Source organism: Aeromonas sp. 600282 (genome assembly GCF_049175755.1).
Classification (GTDB): domain Bacteria; phylum Pseudomonadota; class Gammaproteobacteria; order Enterobacterales; family Aeromonadaceae; genus Aeromonas; species Aeromonas veronii_A.
The window spans coordinates 95,278-121,628 of record NZ_JAAKVR010000008.1; the positions used below are offsets into that span (position 1 = coordinate 95,278).

A 26,351-nucleotide genomic window follows, 5' to 3' on the forward strand; every position below is an offset into this window, starting at 1 on the left:
GGCTCGCGGGTTTTACCGGGACTGGTCACACCTGAACGGCGATTTTGAGCACAAGGTCAGAAGCTGTGGGGCTGGCGTGCCCGATGGGGTTGGGTATTGCGGGAGAAGATCGACTATTGCAGGAGAAAATGAGAAGGGGGCAAACGCCAGATAGCCAAAACGCGCCAGTGGGCGCGTTTTGGTCGGCATCATCAAGCACCTCAATCAGTGCAGGGTGGTCCACTCATGGTCAAAGACCCGGGCCCGTTCCCAGGGTGCATCAGGCAGGCTGGAAGAGAGGCCAGTGTATTTGCCCACGTCGTCCACCACGATGGCGGAGAGGATCGGCAGGTTGTTTTCGGTGCAGTACATGCGGATGCGTTGCAGCAGGGTGCGCAGTTCATCCTGGCACTGCTCCAGCCCGGCCTGCTTGGCCAGTTTGGAGTAACGAATGGTAGTGCGTTCCTTTGCAGACTCGACGAGGATGTCCCACAGCTTGTAGTCACAGGTCGAAGCACCTGCGGTGGCTTGGCTTGTCATAACTCTCTCCGGCGCGAAATGGTCGCTATATGTCGAAGCGCATCTTCGCCAGTTCGGCGCCGTCATATGTTGATCCAACGCAAAAAAGAGGGGAGTCGCGTCACACAATTCTCTTTCCGAGAATGGTAAAGGTTTTTCTGTGGGTGAAAAAACGAAAATTTGGCACTTGGCTAACATATTGTGCTGTCAAAGCCCAATGTCGTCACCTTTATTGATGGGGATCAAAGGCAAACAGTAGTCAGATCACTAGATTTCGCTCCTCGATAAATTTATCAGGAGTGAATATTGGAACTTTTATTCGTCTTGCTCGTTCTGGTCGCCGTGGTCTACGGCATCATCAAGGATTACAACCCGCAGGCGGTGCTGGCGCTGGCGGGCATGGCCATTTTTGCAGTGGCCTACTGGTTGGGGCTGCACCCCATTCTCCCCGCTGACAAGAGCACCGGCTTCGCCCTGTTCGACCTGTTCGAAGTGTTCAAGGGGATCTTCTCCTACCGCGCGGCGGGCCTCGGCCTCACCATCATGGCGGTGGCGGGTTTTGCCACTTACATGTCCCATATCGGGGCCTCTCAGGCGCTGGTGCGGGTGGCGGTCAAGCCGGTGGCGGGCATCCAGTCCAGCTACCTGATGCTCGCCATCTGTTATCTGGTGGCGGTCTTTGTCTCCCTGTTCGTCACCTCCGCCACCGGCCTTGGCCTGTTGTTGATGGTCACCATGTATCCGGTGATGCGCAACCTCGGCATCAGCCCGGCCTCCGCCTGTGGTGTCATCGCCACCTCCCAGGCGTTTGAAATTGGCCCGACCCAGACCAACGCCATCTTCTCCGCCGGTCAATCCGGCATGGATCCGACCAGCTATTTCGTCGACTACCAGATCTGGCTGGTGGCCCCCATGCTGCTGGTGACCATGGTGCTGCACTTCTTCTGGCAGCGTCACTGCGATCGCAAGGATGGCTGGGATCCTGCGCTCCATCGCGGCGATCACGCCGAGCTGGACGAGCAGGGCACCGAGAGCGTGCAGGCGCCCACCTGGTATGCCCTGCTGCCGATAATCCCCTTCGTGCTGATGATGACCTTCTCCAAGCTGCTGGTGAGCGACATCAAGATGAGCGTGGAGGTGGCCATGCTGCTGTCGGTCTTTATCGGCATGCTGTGCGAGCTGCTGCGTAGCCGCTCGGTGCGAACCGCATTCGCGGGGCTGTCGAGCTTCCTCGATGGCATGGGCAAGGTGTTTGGCCCTGTGGTGGCGCTCATCGTCTGTGCCGAGCTGTTTGCCGAATCTCTCAAGGCCATCGGCGCCATCGATACCCTGCTGCACTCTGCCAGCAATGCCGGTATCGGCAGCGGCCTGATGACCCTGGTGATGGTGGGCCTCATCATGGTGGCGGCGGTCATCATGGGCTCCGGCAACGCGGCGTTCCTGAGCTTCTCGACCCTGGCACCGGCGGTGGCGGCCAAGTTTGGCGTGCCTGCGGTGACCATGTTGCTGCCGATGCAGCTCGCTTCCAGTATCGGCCGCACCATCTCTCCCATCGCGGCGGTGCTGATCGCTTGTGCGGGGATTGCCAAGGTGTCGCCCTTTACCGTGGTCAAACGCACCAGCGTGCCGATGGCGGGGGCGCTGGTGACGGCGCTGACCCTCAACTATCTGCTGTTTATGTAAGCGGGTGGCGGACGGCACGAGCTGTCCGCCCCTTTCACTCGGCTGTCGGACGGGAGGCCTGCCCTCCCGTCCCAGGAGATGACAATGACAGACTCTCGCAACGCTTTTTCTCTGGATGCCTACCTGGCAGATCTGGCCCCGCTCATCAACCTCGATTGCGGTACTCGCACCCCGGCCGGGGTGGCCAAAGTGGCCGACATCATGACCGAGAAATATGAGGCCATCGGCTGGCAGGTGACCCGCCACCAGTTTGCTGCCGAGTGCGGCCCCTGCCTCGAGGCAACCAATGCACCGGGTGCCGCTCACTACGACGTGATGCTGGTGGGCCACATGGACACCGTCTTCCCCGAGGGAACAGCGGCCAAGCGCCCGTTGAAAATCGAAGGCAATCAAGCCTTTGGCCCCGGTGTCTCGGACATGAAGAGTGGCCTGCTCTCTATCTGGTATGCACTTAAAGAGATGGATCCGGTGCAGCTGGCCAAGCTCAAGGTGCTGGTCTGCTGCAACTGCGACGAAGAGATTGGCTCCCCCTGGTCGAAAGATTGGCTGGTGGAGAAGGCCAAACAGAGCGGCTGCGTGCTGGTGGCCGAAGCGGCGCGCCCCAACGGGGATCTCATCAGCGCCCGCAAGGGCAATGCCAAGTACCGCATCACCTTTCACGGCAAGGCGTCCCATGCCGGTTCGGCTCTGACCGAAGGGGTCTCTGCCATCACAGAACTCGCTCATTGGGTGCTGGCCATTAACGAGCAGGTCAACATGACCACGGGCACCACCATGAACGTCGGCGTGGTACAGGGCGGCACCGGCGTTAACGTGGTGCCCGACTTTGCCGAGGCAATCGTCGATCTGCGTTTCTGGAGTAACGAAGAGGCCGCTGCGGTGCACGAGCGGCTCACCTTTATGGCCAACAACCCCTTCCTTGCGGGCTGTCGGGTCGAGGTGGATCGCCAGACCTTCAAGCCGGCGATGCGCCCGAGCGGCGATACAGAAGCTGTGATGGCGCTGGTGGAGGCGGCTGCGAAAGAGGAGGGGATCTCCTTCAACTGGCTGGAGGCCGGTGGCGGTTCGGATGCCAACTTTACCGCCGCCGCGGGGGTGCCGTCCCTCGATGGTTTCGGCCCCATGGGGGGCGGTTTTCACTCGGAGGCGGAATTCCTGCTGCTGGACAGCATCGAGCCGCGCATCCGCCTGCTGCAGCGGGTGCTGGGCAAGCTGGCGAAATAAGCCGGTTTATCCCTTGTTCGGGTCATCATGGCCCGCTCAAAATTGGTCCGCTCCACTCCAAACGGGAGGCTGTTGCCTCCCTTTTTTTATCTCGATTTTTCGCGCGTCCCTGAACGAGCGCGCCAGATGGCTTGAGGCCGTTACCCCTGTGGCTCAGCCAGATAGGCCAGATGATCCTGCCGTGCTACCTGCCAGCCATCGAGGCGCAGCGGGGCGGCAAAGCCCGGGCCGTCAGTCACCATGGTGTGGTACTCCCCCTGCTCGCCGCAGGCATCGAAGCCCTCGCGCTCGGCCAGTTGTTGTAGCTCGCAGAGGGTGGCGGCATCGAGGGGGCGTCCAGTCCACTCGGGGGCCAGCACCCGGGTATCGATGCAGGAGAGGTGGGCGACGATGCCGCGGGCCAGCATATCCGCCAGCAAGGCTTGGCGAGATTGCTGCCAGAGCGGGGTATGGACGGTGAGCCCGAGCGGGCGGCAGCGTTCGCGGATCCAGTTTGGTGCGCCCCCACGCTGTCGATATCGCCGGTCACTACCCCGTCGAGGTTCCACTCCTGCTGCAAGTGGCTCAGCGCCGTCTCATAGCTCTGCTCGAACGGCGCTTCGATGGTGACCAGCAGATGGGGCAGCCCGAGGGCTTCCGCCTGACGGCGCACCAGCGGCAAGGGGTGAGCGAGAAATCGGGGCTCTGGCGGCGCAAAGGTGGCCAGTGCCACCACCTGATGGCCCGCTTGACGGGCATGACAGAGAGCCAGCATGGCATCTTTGCCACCGCTCCAGAGCAGGATGACGCGAGACATGGATGAGATTCCGGTGGTGAACGAGGGGGCATGCTACCCAGCGGCGGGGGCAGAGGTAAAGGCATAGTGTCCGGAAATGGCGGCGGGGAAGTGGTTGAGGTAACGGAGCTGGAAAAAAGCAGGCCCCCGAAGCGGGGGCCTGTATTGCAATAGCGTGGTAAACACCGCTGCGATTAGAGCAGGATGCTGGTGAGGATAAAGCCCAGCGAGCAGGAGGTCACCACCCCGATCAGCCCTGGAATGATGAAGCTGTGGTTGATGATGAACTTGCCGATGCGGGTGGTGCCGGAGCGGTCGAAACCGATACAGGCCAGATCGCTCGGGTAGGTCGGCAGCACGAAGTAGCCGTAGCTCGCTGGCAGGAAGGCAATCAGCAGCTTGGGCTCGACACCCAGCGCCAGACCCATGGGGGCGATAGCGGTGAGGGCTGCGGCTTGGCTGTTCACCAGCTTGGAGATGAGGAACAGCACCAGGGCGTAGGTCCAGGGCTGGGCCTGTACCACGTGGGCCAGGGTTTCTTTGAGCAGCGGCATGTGAGCCTGGAAGAAGGTCTCACTCATCCATGCCACCCCGAATACGGAGAAGATGGCGACCATACCCGCCTTGAAGACGGCACCGTTGGCGATCTCGCCCGGCTTGACCTTGCAGCGCATCAGTATGATGGCACCGGCGATCAGCATCATCATCTGGATCACCAGGTTCATGGAGAGCGGGCCAGTTTTGTCCTTGATGGTGAACACCGGACGCAGACCTTCGTTGGCACCGAGCAATACCACGGCGGCGATGGCGGCGAAGAAGATCCAGGTAGACCAGTAGGCCTCTTTCGGGAACTTGGTGTTGAGCAGGGTTTCACCACCGCCGTAGATGAAGGCGCGCTGCTCCGGGTCTTTGATCTTGGCCTGGAACTCTTCGTCCTTGTCCAGATCCTTGCCGCGACGCAGGCTCCACAGGGCTGCCACGATGACACCGGTCAGGGAGGAGGGGATGGCGATCATCAGGATGTCGAGCAGGCCGTAAGCCTGACCGATACCGTGACCAGCCGCCAGAATGGAGACCATGGAGACCACAGCAACGGAGACCGGGGAGGCGCAGATGGCCATCTGGGAGGCAACGGAGGCGACAGCCATCGGGCGCTCGGGACGGATGTTCTTTTGCAGCGCGATGTCAGCGATGATGGGGAACATGGTGTAGACCACGTGGCCGGTACCGCACAGGAAGGTGAGGGTCCAGGTGGTGAGCGGCGCCAGGATAGTGATGTATTGCGGGTGACGGCGCAGCAGACGCTCGGCCACTTGCATCATCAGGTTAAGGCCACCGGCAGTCTGCAGGGTGGCGGCACAGCCGATCACCGCCAGAATGGTCAGCATTACCTGAACAGGCGGTTCGCCCGGAACCAGACCGAAGACGAAGGTCAGCAGGAAGAGACCGATACCACTGATGAGACCGAGTCCCATGCCCCCAAAGCGGGTACCCAGCAGCAAGCAGCCGAGTACCACTAAAAATTCCATCAAGATCATTCCGTTACCTCGTGTGATTCAACCCATATTGCCGCGGGTAGCCTGAACCATGAATTGTCATTGTCTGTTTTATTTAGCCCGAAAGGGTTAGTTGCTATTCTGCTCCCCTGAAAAAGTGAAAAAATTGAGTTACTTCAATAACTCGATGAATTTTTGATTAAACCACTTAAAAACCACGTACTAACAAAAACATCATTTTTGTCACCAAGTGGTATCACTCGGGGCCAGCCCATCAGAGTGCAACCAGAGGCGTTGTGATGGGGAATGCGTTGGTAAGGAAGTTGTGGAAAAAGGCCCGGGTCAGGGGAGAAGAGGCTGTAAAAACACGGGTTAAAGATATCTTTTTTGACAAATGGGGTGTTCTGCGACTCTGCTCATCGGGGGGCGGGTGCTGATAGCAGATAGCGACGCTGATACTGTTCGCTCAGCTGCTTGATATCGAGTCTGGCTAGCGCATTGTTCACTCGCTGTTGCAGTTGCTGTTGATCGGGACGGAACATGATGTGCAGGCTCTTGTACCCGAGGATCTTCGGGTTGAACTGCAGCTGTTCGGGGTGGAGTTTGTCATCGTGATAGGTGAGCCAGTAGAAAACATCCCGGTCGATCACGGCCAGATCGAGCCGGTCGCGCTGCAATTTTCGCAGGTTGAGGTGATCGTCGTCCACGGCAAAGGTGTTGAGGCGCTTGCTGGCCATCAGGGCATCAAATTCACGGGTATTGATATAACCTGCGACGACCCCAATCCGGTAGGAAGCGAGATCTTCGAGTCGCTGCCAGTGGATAGGGGGGCCGGCTTGCTGCGCCATGCCCAGCACACTACTGCCCACGCTGGTGGAAATATGCCACCGTTTATCCAGATCATCGGCGAAGTATTTGGGGAAGTAGCCGCTGTAGTGCTGGGCGGGATCGGATGCCAGCAACATGGCTCGATGCCAGGGGTAGAAGTCAAACTGAACCTCCAGCCCCGCTTCGGCAAATGCACGCTTGACGATATGGCCGGTAAGGCCACCATCAGGGAGATGCTGGCTGGTATAGGGGGGCCACTCCAGGGTGGTCAGGTGCACGGGTTCTGCCCGCAATTGCAGGGGGAGCCAGAGCAGCAAGAGTGTCAGAAGCCGACGATATCCCATGAACGACCCATTCCTTGTGTCGATTGGTTCTGAGTATTACCCATAACGGGGGTAATAAAAAAGCCGACCCTGAGGACGGCTTTTGCAATGTAGTGGCAATATGCCGCTGATCAGAACTCGGCGGTACGCGGAGTTCGCGGGAACGGGATCACGTCGCGGACGTTGCCCATACCGGTCACGTAAACCACCAGACGCTCGAAGCCCAGACCGAAGCCGGAGTGCGGGACTGTGCCGTAGCGGCGCAGATCGCGATACCACCAGTAATCTTCCTGCTTCAGGCCCATCTCGGCCAGGCGGGCATCCAGTACCTCCAGACGCTCTTCACGCTGGGAGCCACCGATGATCTCGCCGATGCCCGGTGCCAGTACGTCCATCGCGGCAACGGTCTTGCCGTCGTCGTTGAGGCGCATGTAGAAGGCCTTGATATCTTTCGGATAGTTCTTCACCACCACCGGAGACTTGAAGTGCTCCTCGGCCAGATAGCGTTCGTGCTCGGAGGAGAGATCGATGCCCCAGGAGACCGGGAACTCGAACTTCTTGCCGCAGTTTTTCAGCACTTCGATGGCATCTGTGTAATCAATCTGGGCGAAGTCGGAGGCGACGAAACGCTCCAGACGGCCGATGGCATCCTTGTCTACGTGCTGGGCAAAGAACTCCAGATCGTCGCGACGTTCGGTCAGGACGGCGTTGAAGACATACTTCAGCATGGCTTCGGCCAGGGCGGCGTTATCTTCCAGATTGTTGAAGGCCACTTCCGGCTCAACCATCCAGAACTCGGCCAGGTGACGGCTGGTGTTGGAGTTTTCAGCGCGGAAGGTCGGCCCGAAGGTATAGACCTTGGAGAGGGCGCAGGCATAGGTTTCGGCGTTCAGCTGGCCGGATACGGTCAGGAAGGCCTCTTTGCCGAAGAAATCTTCGTTGTAGTTCACCTTGCCGGCGTCGGTACGCGGCAGGTTTTCCAGATCCAGGGTAGAGACACGGAACATCTCGCCGGCCCCTTCGGTATCAGAGGCGGTGATGAGCGGGGTCGCAACCCAGACAAAGCCCTCTTCGTGGAAGAAGCGGTGGATAGCTTGCGCCAGGCAGTGGCGAACCCGGGTCACGGCACCCACGATGTTGGTGCGCGGGCGCAGGTGAGCCTGTTCACGCAGGTACTCGATGCTGTGGCGCTTGGCGGCCATCGGGTAGGTATCGGGATCTTCGACCCAGCCGACGACCTTCACATCGGTGGCCTGCAGTTCGAAAGCCTGGCCGCTGCCCTGGGATTCGGCGATGATGCCAGTCACTTCCACGGAGCAGGCGGTGGTCAGACGCAGCACTTCATTCTCGTAATTGGCCAGGGTATTGGGGACGACGGCCTGTACCGGATGGAAACAGGAGCCATCGGAAATGGCCAAAAATGAGATCCCCGCCTTGGAATCACGGCGAGTCCGGATCCACCCTCGTACAGTCAGGGTGGTGCCAACCGCATATTTACCGGTCAGCACATCAACTACGGATGCGTGCGTCATCGAAATATTGTCTCCAGCTTGTTCTTGCAGCGCTATTTGCAACACTAGGGAGTCTGGCCCGGGCACAGATGGCCCACCATGGCAGACTAAGCCGTCAATCTTACCCGCGCGGGTTTGATAAACAAGCAAAAATGTCGGACTCTGGTGGGGTTTTCAGCATGGTTCACCCAAGCAGGGTTCCCTCGGGACAGGAGATGCGAGTGAAAGAGCGGCGACAAGGGCCGGATTGGCTGACACGACTGTTGCGAGCAATGGTGCTGATCTGCTGGTGCGGTTTTATCGTGCTGCTTGCGCTCTATCACTATGCTAGGCCGGAGATTGCATATGGTTTTCTGGTTTACGGCGGCATCAAGGTACGCGATTACTGGGATCCCGCACTCACTCCCTGGTTGGTGCATGGCCTGTGGGGTTGCAGCTTGCTGACCCTGGCTGTACTGCTGCTGGAGCGGCGGCGCAGTCGGCGCAGGGATGATGCCTATCACGTCAATCTGGCGATCCTGCTGCTGATCCTTATTGCTTGTCTGCTGTTCTATTACACCGGTTAGCCGATGCCGGGCGGTGTGGTCCGCTATTCGCCAGGGCGAGCTCCCGGCTTGCCGCCGAGCGGTCGCTTGCCGAGCTGGCGCTCCACACTGTCGAGCATCTGGTTGTAGGCCACCGCCACCCGGCCAATCTCGTCGCCGTCATCACCCTCCAGCCGGTGGCCGAAGTCGTGCAAGTCAGTTGCCTCTTCCATGGAGCGGGTCAACTGGTTGAGAGGGCGCACGATCCAGGTGCGGATGACCCAGAGGGTCAGCAGCAGTCCCATCCCGAAGATGCCGGTGAGGATCAGCGCTGAGGTGAGGATATTCTGCTCGACCCGGGTAAACAGCGAATCGAGGGAGTAGTCAAAGCGCACCGCACCAAGCACGGTATTTTCCGGCACCAGATGACAGCTGGTGCAGTCGGTGCCGCGAAAATCCTTCTTGGCCAGCAGCGGTCGGGTCACCACCAGACGGCTGTGCATGCCGTTGTGCACCACCTCCAGGCTCCCTTTGCCCGCCAGTGCCAGCTCATCAAACTCATCCTTTACCTGTTCTGTCTCCCGTCCCGGCCCGAACTGTTTGCTCACCGCGTCGCCACGGACGATGCGGGCATCCTCCACATGGGCATGGTCGAGAAATTTGCCGCGCAGGGTATCGCGGGCATCCATCTTGCCGGTCAGCATCAGCATGTTGAGGCCGTCGAAATAGGCTTCGGTCTGCTCGCGGCTCTGCTCCTTGATCAGGGTCAGGATGAGATCGCGCTCGCGCACCGCCTGATAGGCTGCGGAGAAGACCAGTACCATGGAGAAGATGAAGAGCAGGAAAAAGTTGATTTTGGCAGCAATGGAGAGGCGCATGAGCAGTCTTTCTTGATGGTAAAACCGCAGCAGTTTACCCCTCTTGGGGCCTCAGGTCTGGTGTTTTGCTCACATTACGGCAAGTGAAACTGCACTGAAGTGGATAAAGTTGTCCTCTTTATATATCAAATGCCGGTAGTCAAACGGGCGGCTGCGATGGCCGCCCGCTGCATGCATTAAAACTCGCCTTCGGTGATGGCCTGACGGATGGCGCCGGTCAATACCCGCAGCTCTTCAGGGGGGATGACGAAGGGGGGCATCAGGTAGACCAGCTTGCCAAAGGGGCGGATCCAGGCGCCCAGTTCGACAAACTTGCGCTGCATGCGCGCTACATCCACCCGCTCTTTCATCTCCACCACCCCGATGGCGCCGAGTACCCGCACATCCACGACCGCCGGGTGCAGGGTCAGCTCTACCAGCTCGGTACGCAGCTGATGCTCGATGGCGCGCACCCGCTCCTGCCACGGTGAGGCCAGCAGCAGATCGATGGAGGCGTTGGCCACCGCGCAGGCGAGGGGATTGCCCATAAAGGTGGGGCCGTGCATAAAGACGCCCGCCTTGCCGTCACAGATGGTGCGGGCGACATGCTCGGTGGTCAGGGTCGCCGAGAGGGTGAGGTAGCCGCCGGTGAGCGCCTTGCCCAGACACATGATGTCGGGGCTGATCCCCGCCCAGTCGCAGGCAAACAGCTGACCGGTACGGCCAAAGCCGGTGGCGATCTCGTCGGCAATCAGCAGCACGCCGAACTCGTCGCACAGGGCGCGCACCCACTGCAGGTAGCGGGGGTGATAGAAGCGCATGCCGCCAGCGCCCTGCACTATGGGCTCAAGCACGATGGCGGCGATCTCTTCGTGATGATCCGCCATGAGTGTGGCCAGCTCCACCACGCACTGCTCGTCCCACTCGGCGTGGAAGCGACAGCTGGGTGCTTCGACAAAATAGTGTTCCGGCAGGAATCCCTTGTAGAGCTCATGCATGCCGCCATCGGGATCGCAGACGCTCATGGCGCCAAAGGTGTCGCCGTGATAGCCGCTGCGCAGGGCGACAAATTTGGCTCTGGGCGTCCCCTTGGCGTGCCAGTACTGCTGCGCCATCTTGAGCGCCACTTCCACTGCCACCGAGCCGGAATCGGCCAGAAATACCCGATCAAGCCCCTTCGGAGTGATCTCCACCAGCTTGCGGCAGAGCTCGACCGCCGGGGCGTGGGTGAGGCCGCCAAACATCACGTGGGACATCTTGCCGAGCTGGGCGGTGGCGGCGGCGTCCAACTCCGGCACCTGATAGCCGTGCACGCAAGCCCACCAGGAGCTCATGCCATCCACCAGTTTGCGGCCATCGCTGAGGGTGATGGTCACCCCTTTGGCGCTGGCCACTTCATAGCAGGGTAGGGGGTGAGTGAGGGAGGTATAGGGGTGCCAGATGTGGTGCAGGTCGAATTCTTGATTGGTCATTTGTTGTTCTGTTGTCAATTGGTTTGATCTGGTCGGTGTTGACAGTCTACGCGTGCTCTCTACACTAGCCAACAATTTCAGCCACTTGGCACTGCGCATCACCCTGAGCGCGCAGGCCCGGCGGCGGGTTCTGTGGCCGTCCATCCCAAGATGGCGGGCGGAGGATCCCACTAATAACAACCGGAAGCCATGTATGAATGCTCTCACCGCGGGCGGTCACGCCCTTCGTTATGACTGGACCTTCGCCGAGGTTCAGGCCCTGTTTGCCCTGCCGTTCAACGATCTGCTGTTTCAGGCCCAGACCGTCCACCGCGCCCACTTTGACCCGAATGAAGTGCAGGTGAGCACCTTGCTCTCCATCAAGACCGGCGCCTGCCCGGAAGATTGCAAATACTGCCCCCAGAGCGCCCGTTACCACACCGGGCTCGAAGCCGAGCGGCTGATGGAGGTGGAGAAGGTGCTGGAGCGGGCCCGCGAAGCCAAGGCCAACGGCTCGTCCCGGTTCTGCATGGGGGCCGCCTGGCGCAACCCCAAAGAGAAGGACATGCCCTACATCATCCGGATGATCGAGGAGGTGCGCGGGCTGGGGATGGAGACCTGCATGACGCTAGGGATGCTCACCGCCGATCAGGCGGCCCGTCTTGGCGCTGCGGGGCTCGATTACTACAACCACAACCTCGACACCTCGCCGGAGTTCTACGGCGAGATCATCTCCACCCGCACCTATCAGGATCGGCTCGATACCCTGGAGCATGTGCGCAGCGCCGGCATGAAGGTCTGCTCCGGCGGCATCGTCGGCATGGGCGAGCAGGCGAAAGATCGGGCGGGCCTCTTGATGGCGCTCGCCAACCTGCCGCGTCACCCCGAAAGTGTGCCCATCAATATGCTGGTCAAGGTGAAGGGAACGCCGCTGGAGGATCAGGAGAACCTCGATCCGTTCGAATTTATCCGCACCATCGCGGTAGCGCGGATCATGATGCCCGCCTCCCATGTGCGTCTCTCCGCCGGGCGGGAGAAGATGAACGAGCAGATGCAGGCGATGTGCTTTATGGCCGGGGCCAACTCCATTTTCTATGGCTGCAAGTTGCTGACCACCCCCAACCCGGACGAGAACAGCGATATGCAGCTGTTCAAGCGACTCGGTATTCGTCCCGCCCAGCGCGCCCAGAAGCCAGATCAGGTTCAAGAAGAGGAGCTGCTGGCCGAGGTGAGCCGCCAGAGCGAACCTGCCGAAATGTTTTATGACGCCACCCGTCCCCGAGCAGGGGTCGTGCGGTCATGACTGGCCCAGCAGTAACAGGCCCCTTTGCATTGGGCGCGGCGCTGGCCGAGCGCGAGCAGGTGGGTCTGCTGCGCAACCGCATCGCGACCGACGGGGCGAGTGGCGGGCAGCTCAGGGTTGCAGGGCGCGACTACCTCAACTTTTCCGCCAACGACTATCTGGGACTGGCAGAACACGGCGCCATCAAGACCGCCTTCAACGCGGGGATTGAGCGCTATGGTGCGGGCTCCGGCGCCTCGCCGCTGGTGACCGGTTACAGTCATGCCCACCAACAGCTTGAGGAGACCCTGGCCGAGTGGCTCGGGGTGGAGGCGGTGTTGCTGTTCAACTGCGGTTTTTCCGCCAATCAGGCGGTGCTGAGAGCCCTGCTCGGCAAGGAGCATCTGCTGTGGCAGGACAAACTCAACCACGCCTCTTTGCAGGAGATGGGCAGCCAGCTCCCTTGCAAGATGAAGCGTTTTGCCCACAACGATATGGCGGCCCTTGAACGACAGCTTGAGCCCAATCGCGGACTGATTGTTTCGGAAGGGGTGTTCAGCATGGACGGGGATCAGGCCCCCTGGGGTGAGCTCGCAATCCTCGCCGCCCGGAGCGGCAACTGGCTGATGATCGACGATGCCCACGGCCTCGGTGTGCTGGGGCCTGAGGGGCGCGGCACCCTGGCGGCGCAGGGAGTAAATCCTGCCAACGTGCATATCCAGATGGGCACTTTTGGCAAGGCGCTTGGCGTCGCAGGGGCCTTTGTCGGCGGCAGCCGCGAGCTGGTGGAGTATCTGGTCAACTTCGCTCGCCACTATGTCTACAGCACCCATATGCCCGCCGCGCAGGCTGGTGCGGTGAGCAAGAGTATCGAGCTGGTGCGTGCCGCCGATGATGCTCGTGCTCATCTTGGTCAGCTGATCGCCCGCTTCCGGCAAGGGGCGCAGGCGCTGGGTTGGCAACTGAGGGCGAGCGACACCCCGATCCAGCCGCTGCTGGTGGGGGAGAGCAGTGTTGCCCTGCAACTGGCTGAACGGCTGCGGGATCGCGGCGTCTGGGTGAGCGCCATTCGCCCGCCCACTGTGCCAGTCGGTACGGCCCGGCTGCGTATTACCCTGAGCGCGGCTCACCGCGAGCAGGATGTGGATCGCCTGCTCGATGTCTTGGGGGTCTGCCCTGCAGCGATAACGGTTGGGGAGGCTCACCATGGCTGAGCGTTTTCAAACGGTTGACAAGGCGCAGCTTGCTCGCCGTTTCGGCGCCGCCGCTCGTCATTACGATGCCCATGCCCGCTTTCAGCAGGAGGTGGGGCAGGCGTTGCTGGAATGGATGCCGAGCAGGCCGGTTGGCACTGATCTGACGGTGAGCGGGCTGGATCTGGGCTGCGGTACCGGCTTTTTCTTGCCCCAACTGGCGAACCGTTGTCACCAGCTGGTGGGGCTTGATCTCGCCCCCGGCATGCTGGCGCAGGCCGCCTTGCGTGACAGCGGTGCTCGCCTGCTCTGCGGCGATGCGGAGCAGCTTCCTTTCGCCGATAACGCGTTCGACTGGGTTTTCTCCAGTCTGGCGCTGCAGTGGTGCGAGCGTCCGGCCCAGGCTTTCGGCGAGCTGCTGCGGGTGGTCAAACCGGGCGGCCAGATCTTTTTCTCGACCCTGCTCGATGAGTCGCTCTGGCAGTTGCGAGCCGCCTGGCAGCAGCTTGATGGTCGCGCCCATGTCAATCGCTTCCTCAGCCTGCCACAATTGGAGCAGGCGCTGGCTAGCGCCGGGGTATCTGCTCCCGAGCTGCGTTGTATCACCTGGGATCTCGCCTATCTTGAATTGCCGCAGCTGTTGCGCGATCTCAAGGGGATTGGGGCCAATCAGGTCAATGACAATCAGGGGCGCGCCGCCCCGGCTGGTCTGAGCGGTCGCGCCAGATTGCAGCAGCTGGCGCAGGCATATGAGGCGTTTCGCCAGCCCGATGGCAGGCTGGTCGCCAGTTATCGGGTGTGCCTCGGTCGCCTCAGCAAGCCTCGCTGAGCGCCGGGAATCGTATTGTGTGCAGGGTAGTCAACGGGCCCTGCCAAGGAGAGAACCGTATGAAATCATTCTTTATCACCGGCACAGATACCGATGTGGGCAAGACGCTGGTGGCACGCACTCTGCTGCGCGAATTCAGCGCACAGGGGATCCGCTGTGCCGGCTACAAGCCTATCTCGGCAGGGTGTGCCCGAACACCCGATGGATTGCGCAACCTCGACGCTGTTCTGTTGCAGGAGGCGGCGAGTGTTCAGCTGCCTTATGAGGTGGTCAATCCCTTTGCCTATGAGCCGCCGATTGCGCCCCATATCGCTGCCAGCGAGGCGCGCCAGCCCATTACCATGCAGGGGCTGAGCGAGGGGCTGCGCAAGATTGAACAGGCAGGGGCCGAGCTTGCAGTAGTGGAAGGGGCGGGGGGCTGGTATCTGCCGCTGGATCGCAAGCATCTGCTGTCGGATTGGGTGAAGCAGGAGAACATGCCGGTGATTTTGGTGGTGGGGGCCAAGCTGGGCTGTCTCAACCATGCACTGCTCACCTTTGCTGCCATTCGCAACGATCGGTTGCCAGTGGCGGGATGGGTTATTAATCGCCTTCACAGTGCCATGAGCCACTATCAGGAAAATCTAGACACCCTGAGGGGGATGTTACCGGCCCCGTTTCTGGGGGAAATTCCCTTTATAAACAATCCATTTGAGGCTGATTTGCAGGGGCGGCTTGATATCTCTCCGCTCTTGTGACGTCACATTCAGCGAACATTCATCGAGTCTCCCTAAAATTCATCCATAACATGGAGATAGGGAGGTCGAGTGATCTCTCTCCGTGTCTTTAATTCTCACAAGGAGTCTATATGAAGCGAATTATGCTATTCCTGGTGACCAACCTGGCCGTCATGCTGGTGCTGGGGGTGGTACTCAATATCCTGTTCTCGGTTCTGGGGATCAACAAGTCCAGCATTTCCGGGCTGTTGATGTTCTGTGCCGTGTTCGGTTTTGGGGGTTCCTTTATCTCCTTGCTGATGTCCAAGTGGATGGCCAAGCGCAGCTATGGCGTCCAGGTCATCGAGCAACCCCGTAACGAGACCGAGCACTGGCTGGTGAGCACTGTTGCCCGTCAGGCCCGCGAAGCGGGTATCAAGATGCCGGAAGTGGGGATCTACGACTCTCCCGAGATGAACGCCTTTGCGACCGGCGCCCGCCGAGATGATTCGCTGGTGGCGGTCTCCTCCGGCCTGCTCTACAGCATGAGCCGTGACGAGGCGGAAGCGGTACTGGCCCACGAGGTGAGCCACGTTGCCAACGGCGACATGGTGACCCTGACCCTGATCCAGGGGGTGGTGAACACCTTCGTGATGTTCTTCGCCCGCATCGTGGCTGGCGTCATCAGCAACTTCTTCAGTTCCAACAACGAGGAAGAGAGCAGCAGCACCGGTGGTTTTGCCTACATGATCACCGTGTTTGTGCTGGAGATGTTGTTCGGCATTCTGGCCTCCATCATCGTCATGTGGTTCAGCCGTCAGCGCGAGTTCCGTGCCGATGCCGGTGCCGCCAAGCTGGCAGGTCGCGACAAGATGATTGCCGCCCTTGAGCGCCTCTCCCGTGGTGCCGAGCCGCAGCTGGAAGGCTCCATGATGGCCTTTGGCATCAACGGCAAGCGCTCCATGAGCGAACTGTTCATGAGCCACCCGCCCATTGAGCAGCGTATCGCCGCCCTGCGTGGTTGATAGATACTGAATGACAGGGGATAACCCCGAATAAAAAACGGCTGCCTTGGGGCAGCCGTTTTGTTTTGCAGCCTTCTTTAAAGCTTGAAGTGCCCCATCTCCTGGCGCAGCACCCGTGACAGCTGCTTGAGCTTGGCTGCCTCTTGGGACACGTGGCGGGCGGCATCCCCCGATTGTTCCGAGAGGGAGGTGATGTTGCCGACGGTAGAGACCACCTCGTTGGCGGCGGTGGACTGCTCGCGCAGGGTGTGGCTGATCTCTCCCATCAGACCGGTGAGATTGGAGGCGTGGCTCTGGATGCTGGCGATTGCCTGCCCGGTCTGGTTGGCCAGTGTGACCCCGCGGGAGACGTTGTTGACCGTGTTCTCCATGCTGCGGATAGAGGCATCCGCCCCGCTCTGGATCTTGCTGATCATCCCGGTGATCTGCTGGGTCGAGGCCGCCGAGCGGCTGGCCAGATTGCGTACTTCGTCGGCAACCACCGCAAAGCCACGTCCCTGCTCACCGGCCCGCGCCGCCTCGATAGCCGCGTTGAGGGCCAGCAGGTTGGTCTGATCGGCGATGCCGCGGATCACGCCGATGATCTCCGAGATCTGCTGGGTATGGCTGTTGAGTTCTGCGATGGTGCTGGCTGCTTCACCGACCGTGGTGGAGATATTCTCGATGCTGCCAAGCGTCTCCTTGATGACCCCGGAGCCCTCCTCCAGCGTGTCGGCTGAGACCTTGCTGAGCTCGTCTGCATGGCTGGCATTGTCGGAGAGGTGGCTGATGCTCACCACCAGCTCTTCGATGGCGGCGGCCATGGTCTGGGTACTGGTTTGCTGATCGGTGGCGAACTGGGCGGTCTGCTCCGCTATCTGGGCGATGCTGTCGGCCGAATTGGACAACTCCTCGGTGGAGTGGGATACCTTGCCGATGATCCCCTTGAGGGTGCTCTGTGTGGTGCCAAGCAGGCCGATAAGACTCTCTTTCGAGCCTTGGGGCACCTTGATGGGGCGGGAGAAATCCCCTTCCGCCAGCAGATGGAGATCGGTCTTGAGCTGTTCGACCGAGGTGCCCACCAGATCGAGCAGGGAGCGATAGGTGCGCCAGAGGAAGAACATCAATACCAGGCCCAGAGCGATAAAAAGGTAGCGCAGCATGTCGGTATTGGCGGTGGCACTCTCGACCGCCTCCTGGTTGCGCCCCTCCATCATCACGTAGAAATCGTCGATGGGTGACATGATGCGACCCTTGTTCTGGTGATAGGCCTTGTCATGCATCATGGCGATGGCCTTCTGCTGGTTGGCGGCCACATCACCGTCCGTCTGCTGCACCAGTTTGAAGGCAGCCACCTCGGTGTTGACCAGTGCATCCGAGTTGTTCTTGGCCTCGTTGAGCTTGGCGAGTTCAGCATCGGTGAAACCAGCATCCTTCATCAGATCGATCAGGCCGCGGCGAACATTGCTGTCGGGGCGAGGATTCTGGCCGTTGGCCGCGACAAAATCCCAATAGATACGGTTGTAGCCATCCGGTCTCGGCTGTTCGCCGTTGCGAATGGCCAGTATCCGCATGTACTGCTGCTCGTAGGCTGGATCCTTGGTGATGACGTAGGTGCGACCGAGTCGGGTCAGGTCATCGGAGGATTGGCGCAGCTCGTCGGCCAGCAGGTAGGAGAGATATTGTTGTCGATAACTCTCTTCCAGTTGTTTACCCGCCCAGCTGTAGGCGAAAAACACCAGTGACAGCAGGATCAGGGTGATCACGGAGAGCAAGAGGTTGAGTTGAAAGGCGGGTTTGTTCTGTTCCATGGTTTGAGCGTCCTTATTCTCACCGGGTAACCCCCTTGGTCAGACGGCAAAGGCCGCTACGTCGGAGGGGTTTTGTTGTTATTGCTGTGAGTATAGAAGTCATCGTCGGCATGGTTGCGCAGGCGGGGCGAGAAAGAGACGAGAATGGAGGAACCGCGGGTCGACAGGGGGGAAAAGGTCGGCCAGGATCGGGGCCCAGCCAGCCTTTTCGTGGCTCGATCACCTTATTTGATGACGATGTCTGTGAGCGGTACGGCGCAGCAGGTGAGGATTTTGCCCTCTGCCCGCTCGGCGGCACTGATGGCGGGGGCGTCGGGGTGATCCACCTCGCCCGAGATCAGCGTCTGTTTGCAACTGCCGCAGATCCCGGCGCGGCAGCTCCAGGGCAGCTCTACGCCTTGCTTGTTGGCCTGATCCAGCACAGTGCCCTGATTGTTGCCGGTAAAGGCTTGGGCGCCGATACGCAGTTGTACCGCCTGATGGGGGCGGGCCACCGAGAGAATGGCGCCGCCAAAACTCTCCTGTTTGATCCGTGCGGCCGGAACGCCGAGGGCCGCTACTTTCGACGCCGCGTCGGCCATAAAACCGTGGGGGCCGCAGATAAAGACCTCTTTTTCGGCCAACCCTTTGACCAGTCGCAGATGCTCATCATTGAGTCGCCCTTGCAGCCCCTGCCAGTGATTGCCCGGCTGGCTCAGGATAATGGTGAGGGTCATGCCCTGCTGCGCCATGGCATGCAGTTCGCTGGCGGCGGGAATGTCCGCTTCGCTGCGGCACAGGTGCATAAAGTGAACCTCTTCCAGCTCCCCGCGAAGGGCCAGGGTGCGGGCTATCGCCAGCATGGGGGTGACGCCGGAGCCTGCGGAGAGCAACAGGAGGTTGCGCTCGGCCCCTAAGTGAAACTCGCCAGCGGGGTTGGCGGCCAGCAGCCGATCACCCACCTGCAACTGCTGGTGCAGCCAGTGGGAGATGCGACCCCCCTCCACCTTTTTGACGCTGATGCTGTAACGCTCCGGGTGATCCGGCGTAGAGCTCAGGGTATAGCGGCGCTGGATCCGTTCATTTTTGATATCGAGGCTGATGGGCAGATGCTGGCCCGGCAGGTAGTCGGGCAGAGGCTCGCCATCGGCGGCTTCGAACCAGAAGGTCTCCAGATCCCGCGCCAGCGGTTCGCGGGCCACGCAGACCAGCTCCCGCTTCTTCGGAGCGGCGGCGGGATAGACCACCGGACGGGTGCGCTCCAGCACTTCTATCTCGCTGCCTGCCTCAATCCATCCCTCGTTCAGGGCGATCAGGTTCTGGCCGAAGTAGACCTCGCCATCCTCGCCACGGCGGTAGCGGGTAAGGGTGGCCAGCGGCTCTTTCAGGGCGTTGAAACGATCGGTGCCCGCTTCCACCGTGGTCATGATGCAGCGGCTGCAGGGCTTGACCACCTTGAATTCCACCTCGCCGATGCGGATACGCACCCAGCTGTCCTCCTCGAAGGGCTGGGTATTGCTTGCCACCAGATTGGTGCGGAACTGGCTCATCTGGTGCAGCGCATCGGAGCGCAGATTGAGATCCTCAAGGGAGGCCTGGCTTATCAGCAGCAGCGGATAACCGTCGGCAAAGCTGACCCGGGTGCCGGTCTTCTCGCGAAAGCGATCAGAGGTTTCACCCAGCCAGAGCAGCTGCACTGGTTCCCCTGCCACCCGGCTCAGCCACCCATCGGCTTTGGTGTCGGTGTGCAGGGCGGTAAAGCGGTCGCTCCAGACTCCGGTAGCTTGCGGGGTGCGGCTGAAGTCGACCTCTTGCAGGGTGAGGGGTTCAAAGCCCGGATAGCGCAGTTGCAAGCCTCCTTCGATGGGGGTGGCCACGACCTGTTGCAGCTGGGGATGGGTACGGGCGGTGATAAAGGTGCCGTCCGGTTTGACCACCATGTAGCGGCGATCCCCTGCCAGTCCCTCTTCGGTCACCCGGGCGCGAGCCAGCGGCATACCTGCAGTCGATTTGATGGGGTAGAGGTGAATGCTGTCTAGCCTGGGCATCTTCATATCCTTGTGACGCGGCGCGATCGCCTGGAAAAAGGGGAACATAACGGTTCCCCGACGATCCGGCAATCCTTTCAAGGGGGCGGTCTATAGTTGGGAAAACAGAACAAGAGGGCATCGGGATGAAAATAAGCTGGTTGCTGGCGGGGAGCCTTTTTTGCCACGGGCTCTGGGCGCAGGAGCTGACCCTGACCACGGGAGAGTATCCTCCTTACTGTTCCGAGACGCTCAAATATCAGGGGCTGATCCCTCATGTGGTGAGCGAGGCATTCAAGAGTGAAGGGGTGAGCGTCAAGTTCCAGTTTCTTCCCTGGAAACGGGCCTTTCGCTTGTCGGAGGAGGGAGTGGTGGATGGCACAGTCCACTGGTATGAGTCGAGCGAGCGGCGCAAAACCCATCTCTACAGCGATCCCATCCTGAGCGAAACCTACGTCTGGTTCTATCTCAAGTCAGATCCGCTGGAATGGCGTGGCTATCAGGATCTGGCGGATCGCAAGCTGGCTGCGGTCAGTGGCTATACCTACAATGCAGATTTTTTTGCAGCCATCGCACAGGTTCCGCTGCAGGTGCAGTTCGTCACCCGGCTGCGCCAGAGCTTTGATCTGCTGCTCTCCGGCCGCGCCGACCTGACCCTGGAGAACATAGATGTCGGCTACTACTCCCTGCGTCAGTTCTACCCGGCCAGCACGGTCGATCTCTTTGCAACCCATTCAAAACCCGTGATGAAAGTTGAAGGTCACCTGTTGATCAGCCGCAAGCGTGCCAACGCTGACGAGCTGATCAAAACCTTCAATCGGGGCCTCGCCAAACTGAAAGCCAGCGGTCAGCTGGAGAAGATGTTACTTGAGTCACGTTCTGGTCTCTATGAACCATAAAGTGCAACATTTTTTGATCCTGATTCGCTAATCAGTACAAAAAAGCGGCCATTATCGACTCAGTTCCCAGTTTCTAACGCTTTCGCTTCTTCCCCATCCGGCCACCGTCCGCCTCGGCTACACGGTATCAAGCGCCATCGGGTGGGGCCTGTCACACAAAAAGAAGAAAGCAATGTATGAGCAAACAACTGGACATGACCCCATTGCCGGATCTCTCCCTGAAAACGGGAACAGGCCCGGTGCGTACCCGGCTACCCGTTTGGCGGCCGGCCCTGCCACCCTGCAATCACGCCTGCCCGGCCGGAGAAAATATCCAAGCCTGGCTCTCTTTAGCGCAGGCCGGCCGTTTTGAGGCGGCCTGGCAGACCCTGATCGAAGAGAACCCCTTGCCCGCCATTCATGGCCGGGTCTGCTATCACCCCTGCGAGAGTGCCTGCAACCGCGGGCAGGTGGATGAATCCGTCTCCATCCATGCCATCGAGCGCTTCCTCGGCGACGAGGCGCTGGCCCGTGGTTGGCTGCCTGCGCCACCGGCCCCAGCCAGCGGCAAGAAGGTGCTGGTGATCGGTGCCGGTCCCTCCGGCCTCTCCTGCGCCTGGCACCTCAACCGGCTTGGCCATCAGGTGGAGATCCGCGAAGCGGGGCCGCTTGCCGGCGGCATGCTGCGTTTTGGCATTCCCGCTTACCGCTTGCCCCGCGACGTGCTGGATCGGGAGGTGGCCCGCATCGTGGCGGCTGGTGTCACCCTGACCCTCAACCACAAGGTGGAGGATGTGCTGCGCGAGCGCGACGAGGGGGGCTTTGATGCCGTCTTTATGGCCATCGGCGCCCATCTGGCCAAGCGGGTCGATATTCCGGCCCGGGAAGCGGGCAAGATCCTCGATGCGGTGAGCTTCCTCGAACAGGCCAGTCTGGCCGAAGAGCAGGGCTTGCCGCCCCCCAAACTGGGACGGCGGGTGGCCATCTACGGCGGCGGCAATACCGCCATGGATGCGGCCCGTACCGCCCGCCGTTTGGGCGTTGAAGAGGCAATGATTATCTACCGCCGCGACCGGGACCATATGCCGGCCCACGCCTTTGAAGCCGATGAGGCCGAGGAGGAGGGGATCAAGATCAACTGGCTGCGCAGCATCCGCCAGCTCGATAGCACCAATATCGAAGTGGAGGTGATGGCGCTGGATGCCGAGGGCAAGCCGGTGCCCACCGGCAAGTTTGAAACTCTCGAAGCGGACTCCCTTATTCTGGCGCTCGGTCAGGAGGTAGACCTTTCGGTGCTGGAGAGCATCCCCGGCGTGCGGGTCAACAAGGAGGGGGTCGTACAGGTGGCGGGCAACCTGATGACGGATGTGCCGGGTCTGTTTGCGGGCGGCGATATGGTGCCCTCCGAGCGCACCGTCACCATCGCCACCGGCCACGGCAAGAAGGCGGCGCGCCATATGGATGCCTGGCTGCGCGGTCGCCACTACCACAAGCCGCTCTCCTACCCGCTGGTGGGGCCGGAGCAGTTGCAACTCTGGTTCCAGACCCACGCCCCAGCCAGCAGTCAGCCGGTCAAACCGGCGTGGGCGCGGGATGACTTTGGCGAGATCATCGGCGGGCTGGATGAGGTGGCCGCCCGTTACGAGGCGGCGCGTTGTTACTCCTGCGGCAATTGCTTCGAGTGCGACGGCTGCTATGGCAGTTGCCCCGAGCAGGCCATCGCCAAGCTGGGGCCGGGCAAAGGCTATCAGGTGGATGCCGAGCGCTGCACCGGCTGCGGTGCCTGTCACGACCAGTGCCCTTGTCACGCCATCGAGCTGCGCCAACCGGAGGAGTCCCAATGAAACATGAACTGATCATGGTCGATGGCAACGAAGCCGCGGCCCGGGTGGCGTACCAGCTGAGTGAAGTGTGTGCCATCTATCCCATTACCCCGAGCTCGACCATGGCCGAACTGGCCGACGCCTGGGCGGCGGAGGGGCAGACCAACCTGTGGGGCAACATCCCCACCGTGGTGGAGATGCAGAGTGAAGGAGGAGCAGCCGGTACGGTACACGGCGCCCTGCAGGCGGGGGCGCTCGCCACCACCTTCACCGCCAGTCAGGGGCTGATGCTGATGCTGCCCAACATGTACAAGATCGCCGGTGAATTGACCTCGGCGGTGTTCCATGTGGCGGCCAGATCGCTCGCGGCGCAGGGGCTGTCGATTTTTGGCGACCATCAGGACGTGATGGCGGCGCGCAGCACCGGTTTTGCCATGCTTGCCTCCGGCTCGGTGCAGGAGGCGCAGGACCTGGCCTTGGTTGCCCATAGCGTCACCCTGCAGTGCCGGGTGCCCTTTATCCACTTCTTCGACGGCTTTCGCACCTCCCACGAGGTGAACAAGATCACCGCCCTACATCGGGATGAAATTCGCGCTCTTATCGACAACGACTGGGTGCGCGCCCACCGTGCGCGGGCGCTCAACCCGGATCATCCGGTGATGCGCGGCACCGCCCAGAACCCGGATACCTACTTCCAGTCCCGCGAGAGCGTCAACCCCTTCTACGAAGCGGTGCCAGCGCGGGTGCAGCAGTGCATGGATAACTTGGGCGAGCTGACCGGCCGCCACTACCGGCTGGTGGAGTACCACGGCGCGCCTGATGCCACCGACGTCATCGTGCTGATGGGCTCGGGGGCGGCCACCGCCCGCACCACCGTGGATTGGCTCAACCGGCAGGATCGCAAGACCGGGGTGCTGGTCATTCGCCTCTATCGTCCCTTCCCGGTACAGGCGCTGCTCGATGCGCTACCGCAGAGCGTGCGGCGCATGGCGGTGCTGGATCGCACCAAGGAGCCGGGCGCCGGTGGCGAGCCGCTGCTGCTGGATGTGCAGAGCGCGCTGATCGATGGCTTGCAGCGCGGCCTTATCAAGCGGCTGCCGTGGCTCAGTGGCGGTCGCTATGGCCTCTCTTCCAAAGAGTTCACCCCCGCCATGTGCGCGGCGGTATTCGAGGAGCTGGCATCCGATGCGCCGCGCCCCCGCTTTACCGTGGGGATCGTCGATGATGTGTCGGGCCTCAGTCTGGCCTGGCACCCTATCGGCGATCTGGAGCCCGCCAGTCGGGTACGGGCGCTCTTCTTCGGCCTTGGTGCCGACGGCACAGTCGGCGCCAACAAGAACAGCATCAAGATCATCGGCGAGCTGGAGGGGTTCCACGCTCAGGGCTACTTCGTCTACGACTCCAAGAAGTCGGGCTCGCGCACTGTCTCCCACCTGCGCTTTGGCCCCGAGCCCATCGACGCCCCCTGGCTCATCGAGCAGGCGAGCTTTATCGGCTGCCACCAGTGGGGTTTTGTCGAGTCGGTCGATCTGCTGGAGCACGCCGCCGAAGGGGCGACCCTGCTGCTTAATGCTCCCTATGAGGCGGACAAGGTGTGGGGCCAGCTGCCCGAGCGGCTGCGCGCCCGTATTCGCGCCCTCGATATCCGCCTCTACTGCATCGATGGGGATCGGGTGGCCGAGCGCAACGGTATGGGCAATCGCATCAACACCATTATGCAGACCTGCTTCTTCGCGTTGGCTGGCATCTTGCCGCGGGGCGAAGCGATCGCGCTGATCAAGGAGAGCATCGAGAAGAGCTATGCCCGCAAGGGGCCCGAAGTGGTCGAGCGCAACTTCGCGGCGGTGGATGACACCCTGGCTCATCTCCATCAGGTGGCCATCCCGGCCGGTGACGAGCAGATCAGCGACTATCCGCTGCCGCTGGCACCGGGTGGCAGCGAGTTTGTCCAGCGGGTCACTGGCGAGATGCTGGCGGGGCGCGGCGATCTGATCCCCGTCTCCATGCTGCCGGTGGATGGCACTTACCCCACCGCCACCAGCCGTTTCGAGAAGCGGGATATCGCCCGCGAGATCCCGATCTGGCATTCGGATATCTGCATCCAGTGCGGCAACTGCGTCTTTGTCTGCCCCCACGCGGCGCTGCGGGCCAAGTTCTACCATCAGGACTGGCTGGCGACCGCCCCCGAGGCGGCCCAATCGGTGCCCGTCACCGCCAAGGGCTTCCCCGACAGCCGCTACACATTGCAGCTCTATCCGGAAGATTGCACCGGCTGCGGCCAGTGCGTGCAGGCCTGTCCGGTGCGGGCCGGGGCCGATGAAAACTTTGAAGGCGAGCGCGCCATCACCATGATGGACAAGGCGCCGCATCTGGCTGGCCAGAAACAGGCGCTGCGCTGGTTCGAGAGTCTGCCGTGGCCTGCCCGCGAGCGGGTGGACTTCTCTACGGTGCGCGGTGCCCAGTTCCTCGAACCCCTGTTCGAGTTCTCCGGCGCCTGCGCCGGTTGTGGTGAGACCCCGTACCTCAAGCTGCTGACCCAGCTGTTTGGCGATCGCATGCTGGTGGCCAACGCCACCGGATGCTCCTCCATCTACGGCGGCAACCTGCCGACTACGCCGTGGGCCAAGAACGGCGAAGGGAAGGGGCCAGCCTGGTCGAACTCCCTGTTTGAGGACAACGCCGAGTTTGGCTTTGGTTTTCGTCTCACTGCCGATCAGCATCACGGTCAGGCGGTGGCGGCCCTCGAAGCGATGAAGGGGGAGTTGGGTGAGGCATTGGTCGAGTCGCTTATCAACGCCCCGCAACGGCTGGAGTCGGAGATCCGTGCCCAGCGGACCCGGGTGGCGCAAGTGCGCGAGCGGCTGGAAGAGGTGAAATCCGGCAAGGCTCGCGAGCTGCTCTCCTTGATTGATCAGCTGGTGCGCCGCTCGGTCTGGATCATCGGCGGCGATGGCTGGGCCTATGACATCGGCTCGGCGGGGCTCGATCATGTGCTCGCCTCCGGGCGCGATGTGAACGTGCTGGTGATGGATACCGAGGTCTACTCCAACACCGGCGGCCAGATGTCGAAATCGACCCCGCTCGGTGCCGTCGCCAAATTCGCGGCGGGGGGCAAGACGCTGGCCAAGAAGGATGTGGCGTTGCAAGCCATCTCCTACGGCAACGTCTATGTTGCCCGCATCGCCTTTGGTGCCAACCCGCAGCAGGCGCTGCAGGCCTTGCGTGAAGCCGAAGCCTATCCGGGCCCGTCGCTTATCATCGCCTACAGCCACTGCATCGCCCATGGCATCGATATGGAGTTTGGCCTGACCCAGCAAAAACGCGCCGTGGCCTCCGGTCACTGGCCGTTGATGCGCTACAACCCGGTATTGCGCAGATCGGGGCAGAACCCCTTCAGCCTCGACAGCCTGCGCCCATCGATCCCCCTTGCTGAATATCGGCAGGAGGAGACCCGTTATCGGGTGCTGGCCCAGAGCCATCCGGAGGAGGCCGAGCGGCTGATGCAGGTAGCGCAAAAAGTGGCGTGGCAGAAGTGGGCCACCTACGAGGAGATGGCCACCCGCGAGGCCAGCCATTTCCATCCGCCGGTGTGAGGATGGGGGGAAATCAGTATGAAGAAGCGGGCCGGTGGCCCGCTTTTTGTGTGTATAAAAAGTGAGT

General features: G+C 61.3%; 19 protein-coding genes and 1 pseudogene. 11 read left to right on the forward strand and 9 right to left on the reverse strand.

Annotated elements, in window-relative coordinates; translation table 11 throughout:
• Positions 1-204: 204 nt before the first annotated feature.
• Positions 205-519, reverse strand: coding sequence for a hypothetical protein (locus G5137_RS09750; RefSeq protein ID WP_005337929.1), 315 nt, complete (start codon positions 517-519; stop codon positions 205-207).
• Between the two features lie 285 nt (positions 520-804).
• Here G5137_RS09750 and dcuC point away from each other — a divergent pair, with 285 nt between their 5' ends.
• A complete protein-coding gene (dcuC, locus tag G5137_RS09755) occupies positions 805-2,181 on the forward strand; it encodes a C4-dicarboxylate transporter DcuC (RefSeq protein ID WP_216954209.1) in 1,377 nt (458 codons plus the stop codon).
• A gap of 84 nt (positions 2,182-2,265) precedes the next feature.
• A complete protein-coding gene (locus G5137_RS09760; RefSeq protein ID WP_216954207.1) occupies positions 2,266-3,405 on the forward strand; it encodes a M20 family metallopeptidase in 1,140 nt (379 codons plus the stop codon).
• Positions 3,406-3,545: 140 nt separating this feature from the next.
• On the opposite strand, the pseudogene G5137_RS09765 reads toward G5137_RS09760, so the two are convergent.
• The 4 genes and pseudogenes from G5137_RS09765 to asnS all read right to left on the reverse strand — a co-directional run bounded on the left by G5137_RS09765 (position 3,546) and on the right by asnS (position 8,359).
• Positions 3,546-4,201 (reverse strand): annotated as a pseudogene (locus tag G5137_RS09765) (hypothetical protein).
• 173 nt (positions 4,202-4,374) lie between these two features.
• Positions 4,375-5,718, reverse strand: coding sequence for an anaerobic C4-dicarboxylate transporter (locus G5137_RS09770; RefSeq protein WP_005337916.1), 1,344 nt, complete (start codon positions 5,716-5,718; stop codon positions 4,375-4,377).
• Positions 5,719-6,092: 374 nt separating this feature from the next.
• Entirely contained in the window at positions 6,093-6,848 is a 756-nt protein-coding gene (locus G5137_RS09775) for a substrate-binding periplasmic protein (RefSeq protein ID WP_216979130.1), read from the reverse strand.
• Positions 6,849-6,958: 110 nt separating this feature from the next.
• Complete coding sequence (asnS, locus tag G5137_RS09780) at positions 6,959-8,359, reverse strand: asparagine--tRNA ligase (RefSeq protein ID WP_421255303.1); 1,401 nt, start codon at positions 8,357-8,359, stop codon at positions 6,959-6,961.
• 194 nt (positions 8,360-8,553) lie between these two features.
• Between asnS and G5137_RS09785 the strand changes: the two genes are divergently transcribed.
• Positions 8,554-8,904, forward strand: a complete 351-nt coding sequence (locus tag G5137_RS09785; RefSeq protein WP_216979128.1) for a hypothetical protein — start codon at positions 8,554-8,556, stop codon at positions 8,902-8,904.
• 23 nt (positions 8,905-8,927) lie between these two features.
• Here G5137_RS09785 and G5137_RS09790 read toward each other — a convergent pair whose 3' ends face one another.
• Together G5137_RS09790 and bioA are read right to left on the reverse strand one after the other, a co-directional pair.
• Complete coding sequence (locus G5137_RS09790; RefSeq protein WP_216979127.1) at positions 8,928-9,740, reverse strand: HAMP domain-containing protein; 813 nt, start codon at positions 9,738-9,740, stop codon at positions 8,928-8,930.
• A gap of 176 nt (positions 9,741-9,916) precedes the next feature.
• Complete coding sequence (gene bioA, locus G5137_RS09795; protein WP_421255304.1) at positions 9,917-11,191, reverse strand: adenosylmethionine--8-amino-7-oxononanoate transaminase; 1,275 nt, start codon at positions 11,189-11,191, stop codon at positions 9,917-9,919.
• Between the two features lie 193 nt (positions 11,192-11,384).
• Between bioA and bioB the strand changes: the two genes are divergently transcribed.
• The 5 genes from bioB (at position 11,385) to htpX (ending at position 16,194) form a co-directional block, all read left to right on the forward strand.
• Positions 11,385-12,473, forward strand: a complete 1,089-nt coding sequence (gene bioB / locus G5137_RS09800) for a biotin synthase BioB (protein WP_421255305.1) — start codon at positions 11,385-11,387, stop codon at positions 12,471-12,473.
• Positions 12,470-13,666 (forward strand): 8-amino-7-oxononanoate synthase, encoded by a 1,197-nt coding sequence (gene bioF, locus G5137_RS09805; RefSeq protein WP_421255306.1) that lies wholly within the window; start codon positions 12,470-12,472, stop codon positions 13,664-13,666. The genes bioB and bioF overlap by 4 nt, the downstream gene beginning before the upstream one ends.
• Positions 13,659-14,474, forward strand: coding sequence for a malonyl-ACP O-methyltransferase BioC (gene bioC, locus G5137_RS09810; protein WP_421255307.1), 816 nt, complete (start codon positions 13,659-13,661; stop codon positions 14,472-14,474). The genes bioF and bioC overlap by 8 nt, the downstream gene beginning before the upstream one ends.
• Before the next feature lie 59 nt (positions 14,475-14,533).
• Positions 14,534-15,211, forward strand: a complete 678-nt coding sequence (gene bioD / locus G5137_RS09815) for a dethiobiotin synthase (RefSeq protein ID WP_421255308.1) — start codon at positions 14,534-14,536, stop codon at positions 15,209-15,211.
• A gap of 110 nt (positions 15,212-15,321) precedes the next feature.
• Entirely contained in the window at positions 15,322-16,194 is an 873-nt protein-coding gene (gene htpX, locus G5137_RS09820) for a protease HtpX (RefSeq protein WP_069527876.1), read from the forward strand.
• Positions 16,195-16,271: 77 nt separating this feature from the next.
• On the opposite strand, the gene G5137_RS09825 is transcribed toward htpX, so the two are convergent.
• On the reverse strand, positions 16,272-17,984 hold the full coding sequence (locus G5137_RS09825; RefSeq protein ID WP_421255309.1) for a methyl-accepting chemotaxis protein: 1,713 nt from the start codon (positions 17,982-17,984) through the stop codon (positions 16,272-16,274).
• Positions 17,985-18,208: 224 nt separating this feature from the next.
• A complete protein-coding gene (locus G5137_RS09830) occupies positions 18,209-20,059 on the reverse strand; it encodes an MOSC N-terminal beta barrel domain-containing protein (RefSeq protein WP_216979121.1) in 1,851 nt (616 codons plus the stop codon).
• A gap of 77 nt (positions 20,060-20,136) precedes the next feature.
• Between G5137_RS09830 and G5137_RS09835 the strand changes: the two genes are divergently transcribed.
• From G5137_RS09835 to nifJ, 3 genes are all read left to right on the forward strand, one after another.
• Positions 20,137-20,889, forward strand: a complete 753-nt coding sequence (locus G5137_RS09835; RefSeq protein WP_005337880.1) for a substrate-binding periplasmic protein — start codon at positions 20,137-20,139, stop codon at positions 20,887-20,889.
• A gap of 176 nt (positions 20,890-21,065) precedes the next feature.
• A complete protein-coding gene (locus tag G5137_RS09840) occupies positions 21,066-22,712 on the forward strand; it encodes an NAD(P)-binding protein (protein ID WP_421255310.1) in 1,647 nt (548 codons plus the stop codon).
• Entirely contained in the window at positions 22,709-26,284 is a 3,576-nt protein-coding gene (nifJ, locus tag G5137_RS09845) for a pyruvate:ferredoxin (flavodoxin) oxidoreductase (RefSeq protein WP_421255311.1), read from the forward strand. The genes G5137_RS09840 and nifJ overlap by 4 nt, the downstream gene beginning before the upstream one ends.
• Positions 26,285-26,351 lie beyond the last annotated feature (67 nt).

Coding starts and splice junctions, on each gene's coding strand:
- G5137_RS09750 (WP_005337929.1), bottom strand. CDS start 519: ATGACAAGCCAAGCCACCGCAGGTGCTTCGACCTGTGACTACAAGCTG.
- G5137_RS09760 (WP_216954207.1), top strand. CDS start 2,266: ATGACAGACTCTCGCAACGCTTTTTCTCTGGATGCCTACCTGGCAGAT.
- G5137_RS09770 (WP_005337916.1), bottom strand. CDS start 5,718: ATGATCTTGATGGAATTTTTAGTGGTACTCGGCTGCTTGCTGCTGGGT.
- G5137_RS09775 (WP_216979130.1), bottom strand. CDS start 6,848: ATGGGATATCGTCGGCTTCTGACACTCTTGCTGCTCTGGCTCCCCCTG.
- asnS (WP_421255303.1), bottom strand. CDS start 8,359: ATGACGCACGCATCCGTAGTTGATGTGCTGACCGGTAAATATGCGGTT.
- G5137_RS09785 (WP_216979128.1), top strand. CDS start 8,554: ATGCGAGTGAAAGAGCGGCGACAAGGGCCGGATTGGCTGACACGACTG.
- G5137_RS09790 (WP_216979127.1), bottom strand. CDS start 9,740: ATGCGCCTCTCCATTGCTGCCAAAATCAACTTTTTCCTGCTCTTCATC.
- bioA (WP_421255304.1), bottom strand. CDS start 11,191: ATGACCAATCAAGAATTCGACCTGCACCACATCTGGCACCCCTATACC.
- bioB (WP_421255305.1), top strand. CDS start 11,385: ATGAATGCTCTCACCGCGGGCGGTCACGCCCTTCGTTATGACTGGACC.
- bioF (WP_421255306.1), top strand. CDS start 12,470: ATGACTGGCCCAGCAGTAACAGGCCCCTTTGCATTGGGCGCGGCGCTG.
- bioC (WP_421255307.1), top strand. CDS start 13,659: ATGGCTGAGCGTTTTCAAACGGTTGACAAGGCGCAGCTTGCTCGCCGT.
- bioD (WP_421255308.1), top strand. CDS start 14,534: ATGAAATCATTCTTTATCACCGGCACAGATACCGATGTGGGCAAGACG.
- htpX (WP_069527876.1), top strand. CDS start 15,322: ATGAAGCGAATTATGCTATTCCTGGTGACCAACCTGGCCGTCATGCTG.
- G5137_RS09825 (WP_421255309.1), bottom strand. CDS start 17,984: ATGGAACAGAACAAACCCGCCTTTCAACTCAACCTCTTGCTCTCCGTG.
- G5137_RS09830 (WP_216979121.1), bottom strand. CDS start 20,059: ATGTTCCCCTTTTTCCAGGCGATCGCGCCGCGTCACAAGGATATGAAG.
- G5137_RS09835 (WP_005337880.1), top strand. CDS start 20,137: ATGAAAATAAGCTGGTTGCTGGCGGGGAGCCTTTTTTGCCACGGGCTC.
- G5137_RS09840 (WP_421255310.1), top strand. CDS start 21,066: ATGAGCAAACAACTGGACATGACCCCATTGCCGGATCTCTCCCTGAAA.
- nifJ (WP_421255311.1), top strand. CDS start 22,709: ATGAAACATGAACTGATCATGGTCGATGGCAACGAAGCCGCGGCCCGG.